Origin of the sequence: Epilithonimonas caeni DSM 17710 (assembly GCF_000426465.1) — a bacterium.
GTDB classification, from domain to species: Bacteria; Bacteroidota; Bacteroidia; order Flavobacteriales; family Weeksellaceae; genus Epilithonimonas; species Epilithonimonas caeni.
In genome coordinates, this window is sequence record NZ_KE384527.1 from 24258 (window position 1) to 48259 (window position 24002).

24 protein-coding genes are annotated in these 24002 nt (G+C 38.9%); 17 read left to right on the plus strand and 7 right to left on the minus strand.

Annotation, left to right across the window (positions count from 1 at the left end; translation table 11 throughout):
- The first annotated feature begins 342 nt into the window (after positions 1 to 342).
- The 4 genes from K319_RS20585 to K319_RS0115135 all read left to right on the plus strand — a co-directional run bounded on the left by K319_RS20585 (position 343) and on the right by K319_RS0115135 (position 5134).
- Positions 343 to 888 (plus strand): YceI family protein, encoded by a 546-nt coding sequence (locus tag K319_RS20585; RefSeq protein ID WP_051230743.1) that lies wholly within the window; start codon positions 343 to 345, stop codon positions 886 to 888.
- Between the two features lie 28 nt (positions 889 to 916).
- The gene (locus tag K319_RS0115125; protein ID WP_027384352.1) at positions 917 to 2203 is read left to right on the plus strand and encodes a hypothetical protein; all 1287 of its coding nucleotides are present in this window, start codon (positions 917 to 919) and stop codon (positions 2201 to 2203) included.
- A 141-nt stretch (positions 2204 to 2344) separates the two neighbouring features.
- Positions 2345 to 2845, plus strand: a complete 501-nt coding sequence (locus K319_RS0115130) for a YceI family protein (RefSeq protein WP_027384353.1) — start codon at positions 2345 to 2347, stop codon at positions 2843 to 2845.
- Between the two features lie 147 nt (positions 2846 to 2992).
- Positions 2993 to 5134, plus strand: coding sequence for an endonuclease MutS2 (locus K319_RS0115135; RefSeq protein WP_027384354.1), 2142 nt, complete (start codon positions 2993 to 2995; stop codon positions 5132 to 5134).
- 29 nt (positions 5135 to 5163) lie between these two features.
- On the opposite strand, the gene K319_RS0115140 is transcribed toward K319_RS0115135, so the two are convergent.
- From K319_RS0115140 to K319_RS0115165, 6 genes are all read right to left on the minus strand, one after another.
- The gene (locus K319_RS0115140) at positions 5164 to 5541 is read right to left on the minus strand and encodes a hypothetical protein (protein WP_027384355.1); all 378 of its coding nucleotides are present in this window, start codon (positions 5539 to 5541) and stop codon (positions 5164 to 5166) included.
- 72 nt (positions 5542 to 5613) lie between these two features.
- A complete protein-coding gene (locus K319_RS0115145; protein WP_027384356.1) occupies positions 5614 to 6225 on the minus strand; it encodes a DUF1684 domain-containing protein in 612 nt (203 codons plus the stop codon).
- A 71-nt stretch (positions 6226 to 6296) separates the two neighbouring features.
- Positions 6297 to 7430 (minus strand): AI-2E family transporter, encoded by a 1134-nt coding sequence (locus tag K319_RS0115150; protein ID WP_027384357.1) that lies wholly within the window; start codon positions 7428 to 7430, stop codon positions 6297 to 6299.
- A gap of 96 nt (positions 7431 to 7526) precedes the next feature.
- A complete protein-coding gene (locus K319_RS0115155; protein ID WP_027384358.1) occupies positions 7527 to 8225 on the minus strand; it encodes an SAM-dependent methyltransferase in 699 nt (232 codons plus the stop codon).
- A 139-nt stretch (positions 8226 to 8364) separates the two neighbouring features.
- A complete protein-coding gene (locus K319_RS0115160; protein ID WP_027384359.1) occupies positions 8365 to 9642 on the minus strand; it encodes a dicarboxylate/amino acid:cation symporter in 1278 nt (425 codons plus the stop codon).
- A gap of 38 nt (positions 9643 to 9680) precedes the next feature.
- Positions 9681 to 10121 carry a low molecular weight protein-tyrosine-phosphatase gene (locus K319_RS0115165; protein WP_027384360.1) on the minus strand — a complete coding sequence of 147 codons (441 nt, stop codon included), beginning with the start codon at positions 10119 to 10121 and terminating at the stop codon, positions 9681 to 9683.
- A gap of 112 nt (positions 10122 to 10233) precedes the next feature.
- Here K319_RS0115165 and K319_RS0115170 point away from each other — a divergent pair, with 112 nt between their 5' ends.
- The 6 genes from K319_RS0115170 to K319_RS0115195 all read left to right on the plus strand — a co-directional run bounded on the left by K319_RS0115170 (position 10234) and on the right by K319_RS0115195 (position 14083).
- The gene (locus K319_RS0115170; RefSeq protein WP_027384361.1) at positions 10234 to 10560 is read left to right on the plus strand and encodes an ArsR/SmtB family transcription factor; all 327 of its coding nucleotides are present in this window, start codon (positions 10234 to 10236) and stop codon (positions 10558 to 10560) included.
- Positions 10561 to 10624: 64 nt separating this feature from the next.
- Positions 10625 to 11098, plus strand: coding sequence for a DUF6428 family protein (locus K319_RS0115175; RefSeq protein ID WP_027384362.1), 474 nt, complete (start codon positions 10625 to 10627; stop codon positions 11096 to 11098).
- A 16-nt stretch (positions 11099 to 11114) separates the two neighbouring features.
- Positions 11115 to 11726, plus strand: coding sequence for a low molecular weight phosphatase family protein (locus tag K319_RS0115180; RefSeq protein ID WP_027384363.1), 612 nt, complete (start codon positions 11115 to 11117; stop codon positions 11724 to 11726).
- Between the two features lie 4 nt (positions 11727 to 11730).
- The gene (locus K319_RS0115185) at positions 11731 to 12504 is read left to right on the plus strand and encodes a metallophosphoesterase family protein (protein WP_027384364.1); all 774 of its coding nucleotides are present in this window, start codon (positions 11731 to 11733) and stop codon (positions 12502 to 12504) included.
- A gap of 35 nt (positions 12505 to 12539) precedes the next feature.
- Positions 12540 to 13589 carry an ACR3 family arsenite efflux transporter gene (arsB, locus tag K319_RS0115190; RefSeq protein WP_027384365.1) on the plus strand — a complete coding sequence of 350 codons (1050 nt, stop codon included), beginning with the start codon at positions 12540 to 12542 and terminating at the stop codon, positions 13587 to 13589.
- Positions 13586 to 14083: a GNAT family N-acetyltransferase gene (locus K319_RS0115195; RefSeq protein WP_316930943.1), complete on the plus strand. Its 498-nt coding sequence runs from the start codon at positions 13586 to 13588 to the stop codon at positions 14081 to 14083. The genes arsB and K319_RS0115195 overlap by 4 nt, the downstream gene beginning before the upstream one ends.
- Before the next feature lie 30 nt (positions 14084 to 14113).
- Here K319_RS0115195 and dnaA read toward each other — a convergent pair whose 3' ends face one another.
- Positions 14114 to 15568, minus strand: coding sequence for a chromosomal replication initiator protein DnaA (gene dnaA / locus K319_RS0115200; protein WP_027384367.1), 1455 nt, complete (start codon positions 15566 to 15568; stop codon positions 14114 to 14116).
- A gap of 135 nt (positions 15569 to 15703) precedes the next feature.
- On the opposite strand from dnaA, the gene K319_RS0115205 reads away from it, so the two are divergent.
- The 7 genes from K319_RS0115205 to K319_RS0115240 all read left to right on the plus strand — a co-directional run bounded on the left by K319_RS0115205 (position 15704) and on the right by K319_RS0115240 (position 23929).
- Complete coding sequence (locus tag K319_RS0115205; RefSeq protein WP_027384368.1) at positions 15704 to 16114, plus strand: acyl-CoA thioesterase; 411 nt, start codon at positions 15704 to 15706, stop codon at positions 16112 to 16114.
- Positions 16115 to 16164: 50 nt separating this feature from the next.
- Positions 16165 to 17919: a discoidin domain-containing protein gene (locus tag K319_RS0115210; protein WP_027384369.1), complete on the plus strand. Its 1755-nt coding sequence runs from the start codon at positions 16165 to 16167 to the stop codon at positions 17917 to 17919.
- A 231-nt stretch (positions 17920 to 18150) separates the two neighbouring features.
- Complete coding sequence (locus K319_RS0115220; protein WP_027384370.1) at positions 18151 to 19278, plus strand: alpha/beta hydrolase-fold protein; 1128 nt, start codon at positions 18151 to 18153, stop codon at positions 19276 to 19278.
- Between the two features lie 124 nt (positions 19279 to 19402).
- A complete protein-coding gene (locus K319_RS0115225) occupies positions 19403 to 20806 on the plus strand; it encodes a M17 family metallopeptidase (protein WP_051230745.1) in 1404 nt (467 codons plus the stop codon).
- 65 nt (positions 20807 to 20871) lie between these two features.
- On the plus strand, positions 20872 to 22077 hold the full coding sequence (locus K319_RS0115230; RefSeq protein ID WP_027384372.1) for an ATP-grasp domain-containing protein: 1206 nt from the start codon (positions 20872 to 20874) through the stop codon (positions 22075 to 22077).
- 77 nt (positions 22078 to 22154) lie between these two features.
- Positions 22155 to 22868 (plus strand): alpha/beta hydrolase-fold protein, encoded by a 714-nt coding sequence (locus K319_RS0115235; protein ID WP_027384373.1) that lies wholly within the window; start codon positions 22155 to 22157, stop codon positions 22866 to 22868.
- Positions 22869 to 22978: 110 nt separating this feature from the next.
- On the plus strand, positions 22979 to 23929 hold the full coding sequence (locus K319_RS0115240; protein ID WP_027384374.1) for an ATP-grasp domain-containing protein: 951 nt from the start codon (positions 22979 to 22981) through the stop codon (positions 23927 to 23929).
- Positions 23930 to 24002: the final 73 nt, after the last annotated feature.

Genomic DNA, 24002 nt, shown 5'->3' on the forward strand with positions numbered 1-24002 from the left:
TGACATCCATCATATGGAATTATTGATTCCACAATAATTTAACTTTTTTTATACAATATCAAAAACATCAACACTGATTTTCATCATCATTTAACGACCTAACAAATATCATCTCTGTTTTTTCATTAATCTTTGATGCAAAAGCAATATTTATTGATAAAAAAATAATTCGTTAAAAGACAAAATCAATAAGCATTATTTAATTTATTTATCAATTTATCAATCGGGGCACAGAATAAGATTTTTGTCATTTCAAAAAATTGGCTTTATCTTTATTATCATCATACCTTTGACCTATCAAAACTGAATAATACACAATTACAACAATTAAATCTTATCAAAATGAAAACAACGAAAAATCTAATTAAAACTGTTTTAACATTTGGCGTTCTATTGATGACCCAATTGACAAATGCGCAAAAATTATCAATACAAAGCTCTAATATCAAAATAGATGGCACTTCTACATTACATGCATGGGACATGACATCCAAACAATCTGTATTCTCTGGAACAGTGGCCGGAAATGCCATTACAAATGTAAGATTTGTCATGAAAGCCACCTCATTGAAAAGCAAAGAATCCGGACTGGACAAAAATGCCTACAAAGCGTTGAACACAGAAAAATACCCGGACATTGTTTTTACCACAAGCTCTATCCCAACCAGCGGGACCGCAACGATCACAGGAAACCTTACGATCACAAATGCCACAAAAGAAGTAAAGATCCCAGTGACAGTAACCAAAAACGGAGATACGTACAATATCAAGGGAAGCACCAAGATCAAAATGACAGCCTTTGGCGTTACGCCTCCAAAATTGATGATGGGGACCATCAAAACCGGTGACGACCTAACCATCACGATCAATGTTACCGCAACCAATTAATTATTAAACTATTAAATATTCTGTTATCATGAAAAGAAATCTATTAAAAGCCAGCTTCATCGCAGCTTTACTAACAGCAACATTTGGACAAGCACAGGAAGGCAAACTGGACAACCTAAAACCAAGAGACAAAACCGGATTGACGGTCTTTGAAAACCCAAAAGATACAGTAACCACATTCGACCATCTAAGAGTGAAAGTCGGTGGTGCATTCGCACTGCAATTTCAAGCCATACAACACGAAAACAATGCGACCCCTGTCCTGAATTCTGCAGGAGTGAACACGAATCAGCTTTTTGACATCGGAAACAACATCAACCTTCCAACCGCCAACCTAGACCTGGATGTGGCCTTGTATGACGGCGTGAATATGCACCTGAGAACATTCCTATCTTCAAGACACCACAATGAAACCTACGTAAAAGGTGGGTATCTGCAAGTCGACAAGCTGGACTTCATCAAAAAAGGATTCGCAGAGAACATCATGAAATATGCGACGATCAAAGTAGGGCAAGATCAGATCAACTATGGTGATGCGCAACTGAGAAGAAGTGACAACGCCTATGCCATAATGAACCCTTTCGTTGGCAATTACCTGATGGATGCCTATGCTACTTTCCCTTTTGCAGAGGTCTACTACAGACGAAACGGTGTGATCGTAATGGGTGGTATCACCAACGGAAGACTTAACCAAACGGCAACAGGCGGAACAAGTGCAGGAGTCTACGGAAAACTGGGCTATGACAAACAATTGACAAACGACCTGAGAGTGAGACTGACAGGATCATTCTACAACATCGCGAGAGCATCAAGACTTGACTTCTACAACGGAGACAGGGCCGGATCAAGATATTACTTTGTGATGGAAAACACGGCAGCCACATCTAAAGACCAAATGCGTTCCGGAATGGTTGACCCGGATTTCCAGAATACACTCAGAACTTTCATGATCAACCCTTTTATCAAATACAAAGGACTGGAGTTCTTCGGAATCTTTGAATCTGCATCCGGACGCAACCTCACAGAAACTGAAAGAAGAACCTACAACCAATATGCGGCAGAACTTATCTACAGATTTGGAAGCACAGAAAATCTATACTTCGGTGGACGATACAATAAAGTGGATGGCAAACTGATCAGCGGAGATGACATCAGCGTTACCAGATACAACATCGGCGGAGGTTGGTTCATGACCAAAAACATCCTTACAAAATTAGAATACGTCAACCAGAAATATGACGGATATCCTGCGACAAACATCAAAAAAGATGGAAAATTCAACGGATTCGTGGCAGAAGCGGTGATTTCTTTCTAATCAGTTAACAGGAGCAGAGGAAGCTCAACGGTTTCCTCTGTTTTTTTAAGAAACAAAATATGAGATCGTCGTAGAACTGCAAATGCAAACAACAGCGAAGTGTCCGCAATCCCCTATGACCTTAATAAAAAATACCTAGCTATGAAACTTCTATATCTGCTTTTCGGTTTTATGACGTTATTGGCAAACGCACAGGAAAACTTCGTAAAGATCAATGGCAGTACGAATGTCAACAAGTTTCAGTGTGTCAACAACAAATTCAAAAATGATGGCGGTGTCTATACCATTTCAGAAAAAAACCTTCCAAACATTGTTTTAAAGGTCGCAGATTTCGATTGCGGAAACAGAATGATGACCAAAGATTTCCAAAAGATCCTGAATGCTGAAAAGTATCCCAACATGACCATCAAGTTCATCAACTTCGTCAAAAACCAGGAGGGCTTCAATGCAATAGTAGAGGTAAAAATGATGAACCAAAGCAAGCGATACAATATCGAGTTCGATATAGAAAACAATAAGCTGATCGGGAGGAAGAATGTAAAATTCAGTGATTTCAACATCACCCCTCCGAAAAAAATGGGCGGAATGATCGTCGTAAAGGATGACCTTGACCTGATCTTCAGCCTGGCAACCAAAATTTGAACAAATAACTTTTTTCATATAATTAGATTTTTCAGTGCAGCAATGCCAAGGGCTAGAATGGTGTTGCGAATCGAGGAACTTGCAGACTCAGCTGCAGGTTCCTTTTATTTTGTCGTTTTGCAATTTCCAAATTCGTAAATTTGCATCGTGAATATCAATCAAGCAGACCTCAATGAACTAGAATTTCCGGAACTGCTTTCGGAAATCGCCCCTTTCGCCTACTCGCCAAAAACGGCAGACAAAATAATGGAACTTTGTCCGATGGAAATTGACGAAGCAGAAATCTCGCTGAAGAAAACATCGGAATTCCTTACCAGTTTTGAAAGTTCCAACGCCATTCCTTTTGATGAATATGAAGACATCGAAGAGGAGCTGAAACTGATGCTGATAGAAAACTACCGATTGGAGAACAGATCTTTTATCAAAATCAAAACAATTACAGAACAGATCGGGAAACTGCAGAAATTCTTCCCACAACTCTCAGAAGTGTTCCCTACACTTTTGGAAGAAGTAAAAGACCTGGAGTTTCGGAAAGAAATCATCGATAAGATTGACAAAGTATTCAACCGATTCGGAGAAGTCAAAAGCGAGGCATCTACAATCCTTAAAACATTAAGAACCGAAATCCAGCACGCCAGGAAGGCTGTTGATGAAAACTTCAACCGTTCTTTGGCAACCTACTCTGATTTTTTGGAGGACATACGAGAAAGCATTATTGATGACCAAAGGGTCTTAGCTGTAAAATCCGGTTTCAAAAAAAGAGTGAACGGCCGCGTTCTAGGAATCTCCAAAACAGGTTCTATCACTTTTATACAGCCGGAAAGCGTGGTCAAACATTATTTCAAGCTAAAAGAAAATCAGGAAGAAGAGAAAAAAGAGATCGATAAAATCCTAAGGAAGTTAACGGCAGAATTATCCGAGTTCCAAGTACAGCTTTCAGATTATCAGACTTATATTTTTGATCTGGACCTGATCCGGGCCAAAGCCAAATTTGCCGAAAAAGTCAACGGAATCCTACCGAAGATCAACAGACATCAGACCCTACGCCTGAAAGAGGCCTATCATCCATTGCTTTGGATCAGGAATAAAAATGAGAACAAGGAGATCTTCCCCCAATCACTAACCTTAACGGAACACAACCGAATCATCTGTATCTCCGGGCCAAACGCCGGTGGAAAATCCATTACGCTGAAAACAGTCGGGTTGCTGCAACTGATGGTCCAGAGTGGTATCCTTGTTCCCTGCCATCCGAAATCCGAAATGTTTTTCTTTGAGAAAATAATGACGGACATCGGCGATAATCAATCCATAGAAAATCATTTGTCGACCTACTCTTCCCGACTGAAAAAGATGTCCGGAATGATCCGCGAAGCAGACAATAAAACCTTGCTTTTGATCGACGAATTCGGAACCGGCTCCGACCCTGAATTGGGTGGTGCCCTGGCAGAAAGTTTTATGGAATATTTCTATGACAAGAAAAGTTTCGGAATCATCACAACACATTATACGAACATCAAATTGGTCGTGGAACAGCTTCCTGCGGCTACCAATGCTGCAATGCTTTTTGATGAAAGAACGCTGGAACCGCTTTACAAGCTGGAGATCGGGCAAGCCGGAAGTTCTTTCACTTTTGAAGTTGCGGAGAAGAACAGAATCCCGAGATTCATTATCAAAAATGCGAGAAAGAAAGTAGAACACGACATCGTAAATCTCGATAAAACAATTGTGAAACTTCAGCAGGAAAAATTTGAAGTTGAAAAACTGAAATCCGACCTGTCGGAAAAACGCGATTCGGTAGAAGACAAACGTGACAATCTTCAAAAGCTGAATGAACAGCTCCAGCAGAAGCTATTCAATTTCCAGAAACTTTACGAAGAAGAACACAGAAAACTGCAATTCGGAAACAAGATCGAAACCTTTATCGATAGTTATGTGAAAGGCAAATCCCGAAAAGATGTCGTGAAGGATTTCGTGAAAATCCTGGAGCAGGAAAAGTTCCGGAAACTGGGTACCGACAAAGATGAAAGCAAACGTCTGCAGGTTGTGAAACGCAAGATCACCCAGCAGCTCAAAAAAGAAGATGTCATAGAAAAAATTGCCGAGACCAACGAAAAGCTGGAAGAAAAACGCAAAGCAGAACGCGCTGTCTGGATGAAAATCGGTCAACGTGTCCGAATCAAGGGAAGTACAAGCGTAGGAACCATTGAAAAGATCTCGAAAAACAAAGTGATCGTGAATTACGGAACCTTCAAAACCATGATCGATCCCGGAGAATTGGAGAGAATATAAGAAAGCGCAGATTAATCTGCGCTTTTGCCTTAGGCATGAAAATGTGATCTCACCTCTTCCAAAACCTGTTGTTCACTGAGTTGAGAATCCGTTCCCAATTTGATATTCAGATTCTTGTATTGGGGCGTCTCCAGCAGATAATTCCTTAATTCTTCCTGAGAAGTCCCGGGACCAGTGACATATAAATCTGTACTATTGGTAATGATCTTTTCTATTTCCTTATAGAATTTCACCTTATTGGTCTGTTCTACATTATTTGCCGCATTTTCGCTGGAATTACCGTGCTGGACATCTGCCTTTATGGTATCAACCACTGCAAATTCTGTAATTTCCTGCCCATCGTGATTCGTAACAACTATTGCTTTTCTGCCGTCTATCCAAAGTCCGGCCAATTTTTTATCGCTCATAATCTTATCATTTGAGGATAAAGTTCCAAGTATTGTGCAAATCAGCTGTTAACAGAAGTTAAAAGTTGAAGATCAGTGATAAACATCCTCATACATCACACCAGCCTCGATCCTGACCGGTAATCTGTTTTCTTCCGGAACGATCGGGCAATTGTAATCAAAAGCGTTGTAGGCACAAAAGGGCTGATAAGATCGATTGAAATCCAAGACGATCTCTTTTCCTGCCGGAATTCTCAAATCCATATACCTTCCACCGCCGTAAGTTTCCTTTTCATTGGTCTCATCGCGAAAGGGCAGGAAAAGATAATCTCTGTACTTATCCATTTTCATCAGGTCCAGACTTTGATATATAGTCAATGTCAACAGTTTTCCGTCCAATTCGAAAGTCGCTTTTCCATATTCCTGATATTGTTTGAATTTTCCTGAAGAAGTCGGCAACTCGAACGGAACAGGGTTTTCTGTTTTCACAAACTTAGCTGTAACTCGATATTTCAGATCGATCGGGAAGAACGGATGCTGTTTAAATCGCTTCAGATTATTTCCTCGCAAAGGTGATCCTTTCGGATCCTTATATTCTGCATTCAGTTCTTTTTGGAACTTTTTTATCGATGCAATATTTTCTTTTTCGGTCTGAGCATTCAGAAACAAAGATAATAGGATGAATAGGAAACTTATTTTTTTCATAGTTTTTATTAAATACAAAGTTCACAAATTTTTACACAAGGCTCATAAAAATAACAGAGTGTTATTGGTTGTTAACTTTCTTCACTGGTTTTGTTAGATTTCAGTTCAGCTTTTTTCTTCTGAAAATATTTATCAAAAGTCGATTTGAAAACCGGAACTTCATCATCTTCTCCCATTAGGAATCCCCAAGACTGCAGACCTTCTACCCTATCAAAAATAATTTTCAGGATCGCCAAAACCGGAATCGTCAAAAACATCCCTGCTATTCCCCACAGCATCTCGCCGATGACCAAACCAATGATCACGATCAGGGAATTGATCTTCACTTTGGACCCTACTACTCTTGGCATTATGATATTCCCGTCAATTGCGTGAATCACAACGATCGCGATCACAATAAACAAAACGTGACTGATCCCAGAGGTTGCAAACGTAATCAAAGCACCAATCAGCAAAGCAATAAAAATCCCGATATAAGGAAGAATGTTCAGAATTCCCGTGATGATCGCCAGCATAAAATTATATTTGACCCCGATAATCGTATAAGCAATAAGTGACAAAATCGTCACGATGATCATCTGCAAAAACAATCCGACCAGATATTTTTTCACCATAAACTGAATGCTGTGAACCACTTCAAAAACTGTCTTGTGATGTGTTTCTGTAAAACTTGCGACCAGGAATTTCAAAAGATGTGTTCTGTACAAAAGGAAAAATAAAGCAAACAAAAATGTAAAGCCTGTCAGCATCAAGATATAACCAATCGATCTCAATGCCCTTTCCAAAATAGCAGTTCCGGTACTGATGGATCTTTTTGCCGTGTCATTCAGATATTCCAACTGGTCGCGTCTCCTGACTCCGAAAGTTCTGGAGATCCAGCTTTGCAAATCATCCGTCAAAGTAATAAACTGTTTCTGGAACTGGGGCCAATCATTCGATAATTTTGCTACCTGTATGGAGATGCCGTAAATCACACCTCCAATAATTGCCAATGCCAAAAGACTTGCTACAATAGAAGACAAACTCCTCGGAAACCTCAGTCTCTTTTCCATAAAACGGGAAAGTGGGGTCAACAATATCGCAACGAGCAGTCCCAAAATCATCGGAACAAAAATCTGCTCACCAATAATGGCCAAAAATCCCAGAACAACAATACTGATGAGTATACAAGATAATTTGAGATAAAAAGGATAAGTTTGCTTCATACTATTAATTTACAATTCTTGAATTTATAAAATATTTCACCACATAGTTTTTGTGACCTTAAAGAATAAATAGCTATTATCTAGGTGATTTTAAAATCATTTCCCAATCAAAAAAACAGCCGGAACCTTATGTAATTCCGGTTTTTCTTTTTTCCAATCGTTGATGGTTTTTGTTCTTATAAATTCGGTTTCCGGGTCATTGATATTGGCAGCGATGCACAATTTCGTATTCGGGGCCAGAAATCTGGTCAAATCATCGAACAATGGATTATTTCTGTAAGGTGTCTCCATAAATATCTGCGTGAATCCAGTCTTCTCAACCAGATTTTCCAGATGCTGGATCTCCTTTTTCTTCTTATCTTTCTCAATCGCCAAGTAGCCGTTGAAAGAAAACTGCTGTCCATTAAACCCACTTGCTATCAAAGCCAATACAAATGAACTTGGTCCGTTGACAGGGACCACTTTGATATTATTTTTGTGAGACCAGCCTACCATAATATTTCCCGGGTCGCCGATGCAAGGCAGACCGGCTTCTGATAACAGTCCGAAATCAACACCTTCTTTCATCAGTTTTTGTGCTTCCTTCAAGTCTGCTGTTTCAGAATATTTGTCGAGGAGAAACAATTTGAGCTCCGGCTGTTTCTTTTCCGGCGCAAAGAATCTGATGACCTTTCTGGCTGTTTTCTCGTTCTCCACAAAGTAATGGTCGACATTCATAATAATGTCTTTGATTGTCGGCGCAAAATAATCAACAGGAGAATTTTCTGAAAGATAAGCAGGTAAAAGGTATAGCATTTTTAATTTATTATTTATGTTATGTTCCTTTGCCTTGAAACAAAAGAACCAAAAATTCAAGACCGTGGAAACGGAAGGCGGATCAAACTGCCAACCTAATGCAGTGGCTCGACGTAGTCAAATCCTAACAATTACAAATTTAGTTCAAAACTTCTTTCAATCGGTCTTTGTCCAATCGATTTTCCCAATTGGAAACGACCACCGTTGCCACGGCATTCCCTATAACATTGGTCAAAGCGCGGCATTCCGACATAAATTTGTCAATCCCGAGAATCAAGGTCATCCCGGCAATCGGGACTTCTGGAACGACCGCCAAAGTCGCCGCCAATGTGATAAATCCTGCACCTGTAACCCCAGCCGCGCCTTTGGAGCTCAGCATGGCCACTAAGAGCAAACCAAGCTGATGTTCCAAAGTCAAATCGATATTGCAAGCCTGCGCGATAAACAACGCCGCCAACGTCATATAAATATTGGTCCCGTCGAGATTAAAAGAATAACCGGTCGGAACAACCAGACCCACAACGCTTTTGTCACAGCCCGCATCTTCCATTTTCTTCATCAATCCGGGAAGTGCCGGTTCGGAAGAGCTTGTTCCCAAAACCAGAAAAATCTCTTCTTTGATATACTTCAGAAACTTGAAAATATTGAATCCGTTATACCACGCCACACTTCCCAAGATCAAAATGACAAACAATGCCGAAGTCACATAGAATGTGCCGACAAGCATCCCCAGATTTTTGAGCGATCCCACACCATATTTTCCAATCGTGAAAGCCATTGCCCCGAAAGCGCCGATCGGAGCAAGTTTCATCAAAATCTCCACCACCTTGAAAATCGGAATCGTCAAAGCCTGAAGAAAACCGAAAACGGGATAACTTTTTTCTGAAGTTAACGCCAAAGCAACTCCAAATAAAATCGCTACCAGCAAAACCTGCAAAATATTGTCACCAGTCAACGGGCTGAACAAAGTCTCGGGAATAATATTGAAAATAAAACTGACCAAAGAGCTATCATGTGCCGCTTTTACATATTTCTCAACTTCTGCACCGTTCAGAGAATTCGGGTCGATGTTAAGACCTTTCCCCGGCTGAACAATATGACTGACAATCATCCCGATTATCAAAGCCAAAGTTGAAAATGTAAAAAAGTAAATGAATGCTTTTCCGGCAACTCTTCCGACTTTTTTCAAATCACTCATTCCAGCAATTCCTGTAGAAACGGTCAAGAAGATCACAGGTGCAATGATCATTTTGACAAGTTTGATAAACCCTTCACCGAGAGGTTTCATTTTCTCGCCCAAGTCGGGATAAAAATAACCGAGAGAAACACCAAAAATAATCGCAATCAGAACCTGGATATAGAGCAACTGATAGAATTTTTTCGGTTTTACAGATTTTTGTTCGATGTCCAAATTCATAAAAAGACTTATCTTACAAATTTAGAATTGTTTATGAATCATATCGTGTTGTTCCTGATTTTTTCTGCAATTATTTCACAGGAATCATTGAGCATTTTGTAAACCTTCTCAAAACCGTCGATGCCGCCGAAATACGGGTCCGGAACTTCCAAATCGTTATCGAGAATCAATCGGATCTTATGTTTTTGAGAATCGTTCGCCATCTTCAGGACATCTTTGTAATTGTTTTTGTCCATACAGAAGATCAAATCAAAGTCATCCAAATCCGATCTTTTGATCGGTCTCGATCTTTGCATCGAGATATCGATCCCGTTTTTGGAAGCTGTTTTTACAGAACGTTCGTCAGGACCGCTCCCTTCGTGGTAATTGATCGTTCCTGCACTGTCCACAAAATAGCTGTCATCGAGTTTTGACCTCAAAATCCCCTCAGCTAAAGGACTTCTGCAAATATTTCCAAGGCAGACCATTAAAATTTTCATCGTAAAGTGAAGTATAAATTATCAAGTTCAATTTATTAATTTAAAAATTAATCCCAAAAATTATTTGCCAATAAAATAATAATCGTAATATTGCAATATTAAATTATTAAATATGGGAGCAACCAAAACAGAACATTTCACAGCGCAGCAAAACAGGATCGCCAATATTGCCAAAGCACTTGGACATCCTGCGAGAATTGCCATTATCGAATATCTGATGAAGGTCAATGAATGTATCTGCGGAGACATTGTGAATGAGCTTCCCTTGGCCCAGCCGACCGTTTCCCAGCATCTGAAGGAACTTAAAAACGCAGGAATCATCAAAGGAAATATTGAAGGAAATTCTATCTGCTATTGCATTGATGAAAAAGCGATTGAAGTTCTGAATGCCTATTTCTCGAAAATCATTGAAACGGTCTCCAAAACAAAATGCTGCTAAACATTTTTTTGAAAACAACCATCGTAATATTGCAATAAAACATTAAATTTAAAATATCAATCTTATGACATTAGAACAAATCAAGGAAATTCTGCTAACATTGGAGAATGTAGAATTTCAACTGGAAAACGGAACATTTGTACCTGAACATTTTCACGTCACTGAAATAGGGATTATTAACAAAAACTTCATTGATTGTGGCGGAACAATCCGAAACGAGAAGGTTGTGAACTTCCAACTTTGGAATGCCGATGATTATGAACATCGTTTAAAACCGAGAAAATTACTTAATATTATTAATCTATCGGAAGAAAAACTGGGTATCGAAAATTCTGAAATCGAAGTAGAATATCAAGCTGATACCATTGGAAAATACGATCTGGGGTTCAACGGACAACATTTCATCCTTAAGAACAAAACGACAGCGTGCTTAGCACAAGATGCTTGCGGAATTCCTGCGGAAAAAACAAAGAGAGACCTATCTGAACTCAAAGCAAATCCTGCCAATTCCTGTACACCCGGAAGCGGATGTTGTTAACTAAAAGCATAGAAAAATGTTTCAGAAAATAAAAGAACGTTGTGAAGTTCTCAGCAAAAATTTCAAGGAAATCAACCCTGAAAGAAAAGCTTTACTTGAAAAACTTGCCACTCATATTCAGGGGAAAATCAATGGGGATATTGGCATCAACTTGATCTATGTTTGCACCCACAATTCCCGTCGAAGTCACCTCGGACAGGTTTGGTCAAAAGTTGCTGCCGATTTTTACGGATTCAATATCAATACTTTTTCAGCGGGGACCGAGGCGACGGCCTTTAATCAAAACGCCATCCACGCTTTGACCTCAGCCGGTTTTGAAATCGAAAAATCAGGTGGAACAGACAACCCGGGATATGAAGTGTTTTTTGGCGATGGAAAATCGAATCTCTGCTTTTCAAAAACGATCGATGATGAAAGTCTTCCCAAAGAAAATTTTGCAGCAGTAATGACTTGTGGCGATGCAGATGAAAACTGTCCTTTCATTCCGGGCTGTGATCTGCGCATCGGAACGACTTATTTTGACCCGAAATCTTACGATAATTCTGTCCTTCAAGACGAAAAATACACCGAAAGAAGCAATCAGATCGCGATGGAATGTCTTTATGTTTTCTCATTAATAAAAAAATAAATCTATGAAAATTGCATTATTCAGTGATGTCCACGCTAATCTTCCGGCTTTGGAAGCTTTTTTTGAAGATGTAGAAAAAAGAAATCCGGATAGTATTTATTGTTTAGGAGATCTGGTGGGCTATAATATTTGGCCTAATGAAGTCATTAACGAAATCAGAAAAAGGAAAATCCCCACTATTGCCGGAAACTATGATCACGGCATCGGAAGAATGAGCAATGATTGCGGCTGTGCTTATAAAACAGATGATGAAAAAGACAACGGAAGTATTTCGATTGCTGTCACCAATTCTTTGATAAAAAATGATGAAAGAGATTACTTGAGGACACTCCCTGCTCATATAAGGCTTGAGTTCCAATTAAATGATGACAGGCTGAATCTGCTTTTAGTTCACGGAAGCCCAAGAAAAATCAACGAATATCTTTTTGAAGACCGTGAGGAAAAAAGTATGCTGAGAATTATGGAGCAGGCTAATGCAGATATTTTATGTTTCGGGCATACACATAAGCCTTATCATAGAGTTTTGAACTCAGGTACGGAAGAGCAAAATCATTTCCGCCATGCCATCAATATTGGTTCCGTAGGTAAACCAAAAGACAATGACATACGGGGCGGATATGTAATGCTTACCATTAATGAAAATAGCTCCGTACTGCATAAGGAAAGCATCTATGTTGAATTTATCCGTTTCGATTATGACATAGAAAAAGCGGCAAAAGCTGTTGAGGAAAGTCCGCTTCCTAACGAATATGCAGAAAATTTAAGAAGAGGATTCTAGTAAGTTTAAATTTTAACCATTAATAAAAAAATAAAATGCAGCCAAAACTGAAGTTTCTTGACCGGTATTTGACGTTGTGGATCTTTCTGGCAATGGTAACCGGTGTAGCAGTCGGATACTTTTTCCCAGATTTTTCTAAAGCTACAGAAGCCCTTTCAGTGGGAAGTACCAATATTCCACTGGCGCTTGGTTTGATTTTAATGATGTACCCTCCGCTCGCAAAAGTAGATTATTCGCTGCTGCCAAAAGCTTTTCAGGACAAAAAAGTACTTTCCATTTCCTTGATCCTCAACTGGATCATTGGTCCGGTTTTGATGTTCATTCTTGCCATCATTTTCCTTCGGGACGAACCGGATCATATGGTGGGTTTAATATTGATCGGTTTGGCAAGATGCATTGCAATGGTGATCGTCTGGAATGACCTGGCGAGAGGAAACCGTGAATATGCTGCACTTCTGGTCGCTCTGAACAGTATCTTTCAGATTTTTTCTTACAGTTTTCTGGTCTGGCTGTTTATCAATGTGATCCCGAATTCTCTGGGTTTGGGAAACTTTTCAGTAAAGGTTCCGATGAGTGATGTTACAGAAAGTGTTCTAATTTACCTTGGAGTACCGTTTCTTGCAGGTTTTTTAACCAGGTATTTCATGGTGAGGAAAAAAGGAATAGAATGGTACAACCGGAAGTTCATTCCCGCCGTTTCCCCCATCACTTTGTATGCGTTATTGTTCACTATTGTTCTGATGTTTAGTCTGAAAGGAAATGCAATAGTGAGGCTTCCGTTCGATGTATTGAAAGTTGCCGTTCCTTTGGTCATTTATTTTGTGCTGATGTTTTTTATGAGCTTCTTTATCAATAAAACAATGAAAGTTCCCTATGATAAAAATGCGGCCATATCTTTTACGGCAACCGGAAATAATTTTGAGCTTGCCATTGCAGTCGCCATTTCAGTTTTCGGAATCCATTCGCCGCAGGCTTTTGTGGGTGTTATAGGACCTTTGGTAGAAGTCCCTGTCTTGATCCTATTGGTAAAACTGAGCTTGTTTTTGAAAGATAAATATTACCTAAAACAAAACATCTCAAAATGATGGAAAACTTTACAATAAAAGCTCTAAAATCAAATCATAACAAAGAAATCTTAGATATCTACAAATTGGGGATCGAAACTAACAATGCTACTTTCAATACCACAGTTCCAACCTGGGAAGAATGGGACAAAGGTCACCTGAAGCATTCCAGGTTGGTGGTAAAAACCGATGACAAAATCGTTGGCTGGATTGCCCTGAGCCCAGTTTCATCGCGATGCAATTACTCGGGAGTTGCAGAAGTCAGTGTTTACATCCATCCGGCTTTTGGCGGTCTAGGATTTGCTTCAAAATTAATGGAAATGATGATTCCCGAAAGTGAGAATAACGGCATCTGGACATTGCAATCCAGCATTTTTCCAGAAAATGAGGCCAGCATAAAACTTCATGAGAAATTCGGGTTCAGAAAAGTGGGTTACCGGGAAAAGATCTCAAAAATGAATGGTGTTTGGAGAGACACGATCCTTTTGGAAAGAAGAAGTCCAAATTTGATGTAAAAAAAGTCTGGATAATTCCAGACTTCTAATTTATTGAGCGATCTTCTCTTTCAAATCCTTGATATATTTCTTCAATTCTTTATCGATCTTGGAAACATCCCGGATGGTATCGCAAGCATACATGACGGTTGAGTGGTCTTTTCCTCCCATTTCCTCACCGATTTTTGTAAAGGTTGCATTGGTATATTCCTTTGCAAAATACATTGCCAACTGTCTTGGCAAAGCGATTTCTCTTTTTCTGGTCTTCGAAAGCAATTGTTCTCTCTGAATCCCGAAATAATCGCAGACGATCTCCTGAATATAAGGAATATTGATCGTTTTCTTCTGAGTTGTCGCCAACTTGTTGATGGTATCTTTTAATAGGTCCAGGCTGAAATCGGATTTATAAACTGTAGAGTAAGCGATCACAGCATTTACAACACCGATCAGCTCTCTTACACCGTTGGTTTTAACTTCAGAAGCCAGATAATCCAGCATATCGTCTGTCAATTCGATTCCGTCACGACTTAATTTATCAACGATGATCTTTCTCCTCGTCTCGAAATTCGGAGATTTGATCTCTGCAGAAAGTCCCCATTTGAAGCGGGAAATGATCCTTTCCTGCGTATCCAGAATATCGGCCGGCGCTTTATCGGAAGTTAGGATGATCTGCTTTCCGTTTTGATGCAAATAATCAAAAATATGGAAGAAACTATCCTGAGTCGCCGCCTTACCGGAAAGGAATTGGATATCATCGATGATCAAAACATCGATCATCTGATAATAATGTTGGAAATCGGTTTTGTTCTGAGACTTCGCTGCCTTTACGAAATCCTGAATGAATTTTTCAGAAGACTGATACAAAACCACCTTTTCCGGAAAGGAAGCTTTCACCTCCAAACCGATCGCCTGAGCCAAATGTGTTTTTCCAACACCATAACCACCATAAACGAATAGCGGATTAAATGCCGTAGAACCTGGCCTTTTCGCAATTGACCTTGCAACCGTAGAAGCAAACTTGTTGCTCTCTCCTTCTATAAAGTTATCAAAAGACTGGTCAGCCTTCAGATTGGAATCGATATTGATCTTCTTGATTCCCGGAACCACGAAGGGGTTCACGTTATTTTCCTTCAGGACCGGTCTAGCCTCTTGTATCTTTGGAGCTTGTGTAGAAATTCCTTTTACGTTCATCGTAATTGGCTTTTCTTTTCCGGATGGCTTGTTTTCCATCACAGAATACCACAATTTCACACCTTTACCGATATTTTTTTTAAGCGCAGCAGACAGTAAAGACAAATAATTGTCCTCGATATATTCTTTGTAAAAATCACTAGGAACAAGCAACGTGAGATTATTGTTCACCAAAGAAATTGGCTGAACTTTATCAAATAACAAGTCGAAAGAATTTTCTAACTTTTTGAGGTCCGTGTTATCCTCCGCTGCGTTTAGATTATCTCTCATAAATTGGAGACACCTATCCCAGATCAATACTAAATTTTCATTCATTTTTCTGCTGCTATTTCCGGTGGGATTTTAGTTTTTTAAGAAGACAACAAATATCTAATTATTAATCTTGATAAAAAAATTTTTTCACTATTGATTATTTAAAAATATATTTGTATGAATTATTAATGACTTAAAATGATACACACAACCAACTATATACGAGTACGTTACGGAGAAACGGACCCTATGAAATATGTCTATTACGGTAACTACGCAGAATATTTCGAAGTGGCAAGAGTTGAACTTTTCCGGACCCTCGGGATGTCATACGACGAGATTGAAAAAAGAGGAATCTTCTTACCCGTTTCCGAATATAAAATCAAGTATTTGAAACCAGGACTTTATGACCAGCTTTTGGAAATTCATACCTATGTCAAAAAAATCCCGGGAGTTAAGATCGAATTCGACTATGAAATCTATAACGAAGATAAAATAAAAATCACCGAAGCTTCTACTACTCTATTTTTCCTGGATGCCGAAACCAATAAAATCGTAAGATGTCCGGATTTTTTATTGGACCTGATCAAGGAAAACTGGAAAGAATGAATTGTCTTTCCTTAAATTTTCAATATATTCGGAATCAAAATAAAACTTAAATGAAAAAATTACTCCCAATAGTTTCATTATCTATCGTATCACTATTTTCGGCACAGCAAAAAACCTATTGCAACCCTATCAATATAGATTACGGTTACACGCCGTTCGAAGTTTTCTCAAAACAAGGCAAACATCGTGCAACAGCCGACCCTGTAATTGTCAATTTCCAGAAAAAGCTTTTTCTATTTTCCACCAATCAGGAAGGCTATTGGTATTCTGATGATATGCTGAACTGGAAATTTGTTTATCGAAAATTTCTTTTAGACAACAAATACACCCACGACCTGAACGCACCTGCGGTTTGGGCGATGAAAGACACTTTATATGTCTTTGGTTCAACCTGGGAACAGGATTTCCCGATCTGGAAAAGTACCAATCCGACAAAAGATGACTGGAAAATAGCTGTTGACACACTGAAAGTCGGTGCCTGGGACCCAGCATTCCATTATGATGAAGACAAGGATAAATTATATTTATATTGGGGCTCAAGTAATGAATGGCCTCTCCTCGGAACCGAAGTCAAAACAAAAACTTTACAGTCGGAAGGTTTCGTCAAACCAGTAATCAGACTAAAACCCGAAGACCACGGCTGGGAAAGATTTGGGGAATATAATGACAATGTTTTTCTCCAACCTTTTGTGGAAGGCGCCTGGATGACCAAGCATAATGATAAATATTACCTTCAATATGGTGCGCCGGCAACAGAGTTCAGTGGTTATTCCGACGGCGTTTATGTTTCCAAAAATCCTTTGGAAGGCTTTGAATACCAGCAGCATAACCCATTTTCTTACAAACCGGGTGGTTTTGCGAGAGGCGCTGGGCACGGTGCAACCTTCGAAGATAATTTCGGGAACTGGTGGCACGTTTCCACGATTTTCATTTCGACAAAAAATAATTTCGAACGAAGATTAGGAATCTGGCCGACAGGATTTGACAAAGATGATGTGATGTACACCAACACAGCCTATGGAGATTATCCTACTCTTCTTCCGCAATATGCACAAGGAAAAGATTTTTCCAAAGGTTTATTTACCAATTGGATGTTACTGAATTATAATAAGCCCGTTCAGGTCTCATCAACTTTGGGTGGTTATCATTCTAATTATGCGGTTGATGAAGACATCAAAACCTATTGGTCTGCAAAAACCGGAAATTCCGGAGAATGGTTTCAAACCGATTTGGGAGAAGTTTCTACGATCAATGCGATACAAATCAATTATGCCGACCAAGATGTTGAGTTTATGGGAAAAACACTCGGCAAAATGCACCAGTACAAAATCTACGGTTCCAATGACGGCAAAAACTGGAAAGTGATTGTCGATAAATCTAAAAACCAGACCGACGTTCCTCACGATTATGTAGAATTGGAAAATCCAGCAAAAGCAAGATTCCTGAAAATGGAAAATCTGAAAATGCCGACAGGAAAATTCGCTTTGAGTGGATTCCGAGTATTTGGAAAAGGCGCCGGAACAAAACCTGCGAAAGTTCAAAACTTCGTTCCATTGCGAGCTGACCCTAAAAAATATGGCGAAAGAAGAAGCATTTGGATGAAATGGCAGCAAAATTCTGACGCAGACGGTTACGTGATCTATTGGGGGAAATCGCCTGACAAATTATACGGCAGTATTATGGTCTATGGCAAAAACGAATATTTTTTCACAGGAGCAGATAGAACAGACGCTTATTATTTTCAGATAGAGGCATTTAATGCGAACGGAATCTCTGAAAGAACAGAGGTTGTAAAATCAGAATAAATTTTAAAGTTTTTTAAATAAAAATTCAAGCTTTCGAAGTCAATCTTCGAAAGCTTTTTTATTTTTTATGATTATTATTTCGAAATACTGAATTTTCATTAATTCAATGATTTTAAAAATTAGGTTAATATTCATTAATAAACTCAAATTTTAAAAGAAAAATACTCAATATTTTTTCATCAATTGAAATAATTTTATAAATTTATAAGAAATAAGAGAATTAAAAATAGAATGGAGTTTTTTCTGACATCAGAAGACAATGACGACCGACCGATTTTCATTACCGGGAATTTCAACAAGTGGAATCCGAAAGATTCAAAATTCAGATTAAAAAACCTGGATGATTGTAATTTTTATATTGAAATTCCCGATGAGATATTGAATGATGAGATAGAATATAAGTTTACAAAAGGCGGTTGGGAAAATGTAGAGATTGACAAATATGATAATATCACACCAAACAGAAAAACAAAAAGAGAGAAAAAGAAAGTACAAGATTCTGTAGAAAAATGGAGGCTGAATTGGGGACCTTTCAAACAAGAGTTTTTCCCGATCGTAGAATTGGTGGATGAAGAATTTTATATTCCTCAGCTTGATAAAACCAGGAAGGTCTGGGCACTTTTGCCCTATGATTATTACGATTCTGAGAAGAACTATCCGGTTTTGTATCTTCAGGATGCGCAGAATCTGTTTAATGAAGGTTCGGCCTACGGGAATTGGGAAATCGATAAAAAACTGTCCTTGCTTGCGGAATACGGTCGTGGAGATTTGATCGTAATAGCTGTTGAACACGGCAACGATGACAGAATCAAGGAATACATTTTCGATAACGAAGATGTTACGAAAAACGCGGAAGGGAAAAAATATCTAAGATTCATCACAGACACGTTGAAACCCTGGATCGATAGAAATTATCGAACTAAAAAAGATAGAGAAAATACCGGAATTGGTGGAAGTTCTTTGGGTGGATTGATCAGCATTTACGGAGGATTTCTTTATCCTGAAGTCTATTCCAAGCTGTTGATCTTTTCGCCGTCGCTTTGGGTTGAGCCGGAAAATGATTTCCCTATGATAAACTTCACCAATCCTTACAAGGTCAAAGTTTATCTCTACGGCGGAAGATTGGAAGGTTCCAGAATGGTCGGCAGAATCAGATTATTTGAAAAAGCTTTGAAAAAACTGACAGCTCAGAAATCATTCGATTTTGAAGTCAGAACCAACATCAGCGACAAAGGAACACATCAGGAATTTTTCTGGTCGCAGGAATTCCCAAGAGCGGTAGAATGGCTTTACATCGACAGTCTGGAAAGTCCTGTAAAAGCCAAAAATGAATTGGAAAATGAGATAAAAAATAAATGAGTCCCGAAGGGACGATTCAACAAAGAATAGGATAAAATCCTATTAATACATCAACAGCATCGGACTAAAGCCGATGTAAAATTAAAAAATCAGGTTCGGCTTTAGCCAAAAACTTAAAAAGTTTATGATTAAAATTTACAATAAAAAAGAATCAACAACACAAAACATATATCTGTTCAGCGAAGACGACTGGGAACAGGAAAGAAGCCAGCATCCGAACGTTGAATTATTCTTCAATGGAAAAAAGAATGAAGTTTTCATCAAAACCCATTCAGATAAGTTCGATTTTTTCATTGGAATCGGTAAAGATCCAAAAGGATTCGAAATTCAAGCTATCGCAAATAAGTTTGCGAATGATCATAAAAATAGCCTGCAGGCAGTGCCAACTTCGGTTCATTCAAAGTTAGTATTGGATTTAACTGAAGAATTCGTGAAAGGTTTGTTTTTGGGAACTTACCTCTACCCTTTCGAGAAATCGCATCCGTTTTGGCAGGAGAATTTTGAACTTCATTTTGAAAATATTTCTGAGGAAGAAGGAAAAAATCTAGCTTTAAAAACAGAAGCCCTTTGCAACGGACAATTTGCCGGAATGGAATGGCTGAACAAACCTGCCAATCACAAAAAAGTGAATCAAATTTCAGATTTTCTTAAATCGACTGCAGAAAAACATCAATTAAAATATAAATCATTCAACAGAGAAGAATCGATTAAAGAAGGTTTAGGTGCATTTGTCGCTGTGAATCAGGGAAGTTCGCAGGAAGCAGCATTTACGATCTTGGAATACAATTGCGGAAAAGATGACACTAAAACTTTCGGATTGGTTGGTAAATGTGTTTTGTTTGATACAGGCGGAATCTCCATCAAGCCATCTGACAATATGCATTATATGAAAAGTGATATGGGCGGAGCAAGCGCGGTTATTGGCGCTCTGATCACTGCTTCGGAACTCAAACTTCCTGTCAACATAATCGCCATTCTTCCGATTACGGACAATGCTGTTTCGGAAAATGCATATTTGCCAAGCGATGTCGTGACAGCTTACAATGGAAAAACAATCGAAGTCCTGAACACCGATGCAGAAGGAAGGATGACTTTAGCAGACGGACTTTCTTACTTGTCAAAAAATTACAGAACTGATGTTTTGATTGATCTGGCAACACTCACAGGAAGTTCGGTCAGAATGTTCGGTTACACTTGTGGCGCTTATTTCTCGAACAATAATGATTTGAAAATCAAGCTGGAAAAATCCGCAGATAAAACCAATCAGCGTCTTTGGAATCTTCCGCTTTGGGATATTTGGAAAGATGATTTCACTTCAGATGTTGCTGATTTCAAAAACATCTCGATGAAACCTTTTGGTGACTGTATCATTGCAGGAAAATTTCTGGAACAGTTTATAGAAGGACATCGGAATTGGGCACATCTGGATATTGCCGGTGTTGCTTTTGGAAATGTTGGTTATGCCAAAGATAAAGCGGCAACAGGTTATGGCGTTCAGCTGTTATTAGATTTAATTGAAAATTATTAGACTAAAATAAAGAAGCAAATCTTTGTAAATTTTACTTTTTACATAATACAAATTTGAAAATGAATATGGAAAAAACGATTGTCTGCATCTCCTGTTATTACAAAGGTTACGATTTTATGGACGAGTGCAAAAAACTCGGCAACAAAGTCATCTTGATCACATCGGAAAACCTGAAAGAAAAGAATTGGCCTTGGCACGCTATCGACGAGGTTTATTATATGCCGGAGCTTGAACCTTCGGTTTGGAATCTTGACCATCTTGTACAGGGATTCGCTTATTTGATGAAAAATCATCAGATCGATGCTGTGATTGCATTGGATGATTTCGATGTGGAAAAAGCGGCAATGATTCGCGAAACTTACCGTATTCCGGGAATGGGACAGACAACGCATCGTTATTTCCGGGATAAGCTGGCAATGCGCCAACAGGCCAAGGACAACGGAATCTCTGTACCGGAATTTTCCTCGATTTTCAATGATGCAAAACTTCATCAGTTCACGCAGGACGTTCCCGGTCCTTGGGTTCTGAAACCTCGTTCCGAAGCTTCAGCAAGCGGAATCAAGAAAATCAATTCTGTTGATGAACTTTGGCCGGCTGTAGAAAATCTTGGCGATGAACGATATAAATTCCTCTTAGAATCTTTCAAACCTGGCGATGTTTATCACGTGGATTGCTTGGTTTACAATAAGAAAATCGTGTTTTCCTGCTTTTCAAAATATCTTTCTCCACCGATGAAAGTGTCTCACGAAGGCGGTGTTTTCCGCACAAAAACTTTGGATAAAAATTCTGAGGAAGCAAAAGGTTTGGACCAGATCAACAAACAAGTGCTGGATAAATTCGGAATCCAAAACGGTGCAACACACAGCGAATATATCAGAGGAACAGATGGAAGATATTATTTCCTGGAAACGTCTTCCAGAGTTGGCGGTGCGCACATTCCGGATATGGTGGAAGCGGCGACCGGTGTTAATATCTGGAGAGAATGGGCGAAACTGGAAAATGCTCTTTTAGACGGAACCCAATATTCGGTTGAAGAAACTCAGAATTTATTTGGTGGATTGATCGTGGCTCTAGCAAAAGACAAACATCCTGACACCCACAATTTGCAAAGTGACGAAGTGGAAAAATTCCTGCCAATCGATTATCATATCGGGATCGTTTACAAGGCAAAAACTGCAGATATCATCGAGGAAAGATTGGACCAAGCAGCAGAAGTTGTCACAGAACAGATTCTGAATATTCTTCCGCCGAAAGATAAACCAACAAGTTAGATTGGTCTTCGAGAACCTCAGACTGACAATTTTTAATTAATCTTTTATCAATTATCATTCATCAATTATAAAACAAGATGCCTCAAATAACACATACAGATTATTATTCGCACATTCTTGGAATGAGCCTTCAGGTGGAAGTTACAGGACATTTCGGTTACCCGATCATTATGTTCCCAACTTCTCAGGGCTCTTATACCCAGAATGCCGATTTCCATTTGAACGGAAGCATTTCCCATTTCACAGACAATGGAATTTTGAAATTATTCAATGTTCAGACAATTGATAAATTCAGTTTTTATGACAAAGGAATTTCACCTTATGAAAGAATCAGAAATTACGAAATGTATGTCCAGTTTTTGGTTCAGGAGTTCATTCCTTATATCCAAAGAACTCATAACACACATCGTGTAGCTGTTGCAGGTGCAAGTTTTGGAGGTTATCACGCTGCAAATTTTGCCTTTAGATTTCCGGATCTGGTCTCGCATCTTTTCTGTTTGTCAGGCGCATTTTCTATACGAAGTTTTATGGATGGTTATGATAATGATCTGATCTATTTCAATTGTCCTGACGAATTTGTAAAACACGATGCTGCTTGGCGATACAAACACATGCACATTGTTCTCAGCACATCCGACCAGGATATTTGTTTGGAACCAACCAGAAAAATGGCAGGAATCTTAACCGAAAAAGGAATCAATCATTGGTATGATGAGCAAAAATGGATAAACCACGATTGGGTGCTTTGGCGAATGGTTTTCCCGACTTTCATCGGAAGGTTTTTCGGATAATATCCTTCGTTTAAATAAATGAAACAACCAAAGAATAATTTTAAATTAATAAAATAAACATACAAATTTCAGACATCCAGCATCGGACTTCTGACCAAAAACAAAACATTATGGCAAAAAAAATTGGAATTTTATTCGGGATGGAAGACACATTTCCTTGGGCATTTATCGATAAAGTCAATGAACTGGGCAAAGGAGAATATATCGCAGAACCTGTCCAAATCGACAAACTGGAACAAGGTGCTGATTATGGTTATGCCGTGATTATCGACAGGATTTCACAAGACGTTCCTTTCTACAGAGCTTATCTTAAAAATGCTGCAGTTAACGGAACTTACGTTATCAATAATCCATTTTGGTGGAGCGCAGATGAGAAATTTTTCAATAATGCATTGATGTCAAAAATTGGGATTCCGTTGCCGAAAACTGTCTTGCTGCCTTCTCACGAAAGGCCAACCAACACTTCGGAAACATCTTTCAGAAACCTGAAATTCCCTCACGACTGGGAATACATTTTTAATTATATCGGATTTCCGGCCTATATGAAACCTCATGACGGCGGTGGCTGGAGAAATGTTTACCGAGTTGAAAATCCGGAAGATATGTGGGCAAAACACGCTGAGACCGAACAATTGGTAATGATGGTCCAGGAAGAAATTGTTTTCGAGGATTATTACCGGGTTTATTGCCTGGGCAGAAAGTATGTTCACATTATGCCATACGAACCAAGAAATCCACATCATCTGAGATACGCAACAACCCATAAAACAGAAGGAAAAGAACTTGAAAAATTATTGAAAACAATTACAGATTATACGATTAAAATGAATGAAGCACTTGGCTACGATTTCAACACAGTGGAGTTTGCTGTGAGAGACGGGATTCCTTATGCGATTGATTTCTGTAATCCTGCTCCGGATGCGGATAGAAACTCTGTCGGCGAGGAGAATTTCCAATGGATTGTTGAACACGCTGCTAAATTAGCGATTGAAAAAGCCAAAGATTACAAGCCCGGAAAAATCAATATCGATTGGGGAAAATTTGTAACCAATAAACTTTAAGAAATATTTTAAAACACTTCGACGGAGTTTATATTGAACGAAGTCGAAATGCTCAGTATGACACTGCAATGTC

Bases quoted from the DNA above. Each gene is read 5' to 3' on its own strand.
- K319_RS0115225 (WP_051230745.1), top strand. From the start codon at position 19,403: ATGATTAAAATTTACAATAAAAAAGAATCAACAACACAAAACATATAT.
- K319_RS0115240 (WP_027384374.1), top strand. From the start codon at position 22,979: ATGGCAAAAAAAATTGGAATTTTATTCGGGATGGAAGACACATTTCCT.
- K319_RS0115140 (WP_027384355.1), bottom strand. From the start codon at position 5,541: ATGAGCGATAAAAAATTGGCCGGACTTTGGATAGACGGCAGAAAAGCA.
- K319_RS0115220 (WP_027384370.1), top strand. From the start codon at position 18,151: ATGGAGTTTTTTCTGACATCAGAAGACAATGACGACCGACCGATTTTC.
- K319_RS0115170 (WP_027384361.1), top strand. From the start codon at position 10,234: ATGGGAGCAACCAAAACAGAACATTTCACAGCGCAGCAAAACAGGATC.
- K319_RS0115175 (WP_027384362.1), top strand. From the start codon at position 10,625: ATGACATTAGAACAAATCAAGGAAATTCTGCTAACATTGGAGAATGTA.
- K319_RS0115195 (WP_316930943.1), top strand. From the start codon at position 13,586: ATGATGGAAAACTTTACAATAAAAGCTCTAAAATCAAATCATAACAAA.
- dnaA (WP_027384367.1), bottom strand. From the start codon at position 15,568: ATGAATGAAAATTTAGTATTGATCTGGGATAGGTGTCTCCAATTTATG.
- K319_RS0115160 (WP_027384359.1), bottom strand. From the start codon at position 9,642: ATGAATTTGGACATCGAACAAAAATCTGTAAAACCGAAAAAATTCTAT.
- K319_RS0115145 (WP_027384356.1), bottom strand. From the start codon at position 6,225: ATGAAAAAAATAAGTTTCCTATTCATCCTATTATCTTTGTTTCTGAAT.
- K319_RS0115185 (WP_027384364.1), top strand. From the start codon at position 11,731: ATGAAAATTGCATTATTCAGTGATGTCCACGCTAATCTTCCGGCTTTG.
- K319_RS0115205 (WP_027384368.1), top strand. From the start codon at position 15,704: ATGATACACACAACCAACTATATACGAGTACGTTACGGAGAAACGGAC.
- arsB (WP_027384365.1), top strand. From the start codon at position 12,540: ATGCAGCCAAAACTGAAGTTTCTTGACCGGTATTTGACGTTGTGGATC.
- K319_RS0115230 (WP_027384372.1), top strand. From the start codon at position 20,872: ATGGAAAAAACGATTGTCTGCATCTCCTGTTATTACAAAGGTTACGAT.
- K319_RS0115155 (WP_027384358.1), bottom strand. From the start codon at position 8,225: ATGCTATACCTTTTACCTGCTTATCTTTCAGAAAATTCTCCTGTTGAT.
- K319_RS0115210 (WP_027384369.1), top strand. From the start codon at position 16,165: ATGAAAAAATTACTCCCAATAGTTTCATTATCTATCGTATCACTATTT.
- K319_RS0115180 (WP_027384363.1), top strand. From the start codon at position 11,115: ATGTTTCAGAAAATAAAAGAACGTTGTGAAGTTCTCAGCAAAAATTTC.
- K319_RS20585 (WP_051230743.1), top strand. From the start codon at position 343: ATGAAAACAACGAAAAATCTAATTAAAACTGTTTTAACATTTGGCGTT.
- K319_RS0115150 (WP_027384357.1), bottom strand. From the start codon at position 7,430: ATGAAGCAAACTTATCCTTTTTATCTCAAATTATCTTGTATACTCATC.
- K319_RS0115125 (WP_027384352.1), top strand. From the start codon at position 917: ATGAAAAGAAATCTATTAAAAGCCAGCTTCATCGCAGCTTTACTAACA.
- K319_RS0115130 (WP_027384353.1), top strand. From the start codon at position 2,345: ATGAAACTTCTATATCTGCTTTTCGGTTTTATGACGTTATTGGCAAAC.
- K319_RS0115165 (WP_027384360.1), bottom strand. From the start codon at position 10,121: ATGAAAATTTTAATGGTCTGCCTTGGAAATATTTGCAGAAGTCCTTTA.
- K319_RS0115235 (WP_027384373.1), top strand. From the start codon at position 22,155: ATGCCTCAAATAACACATACAGATTATTATTCGCACATTCTTGGAATG.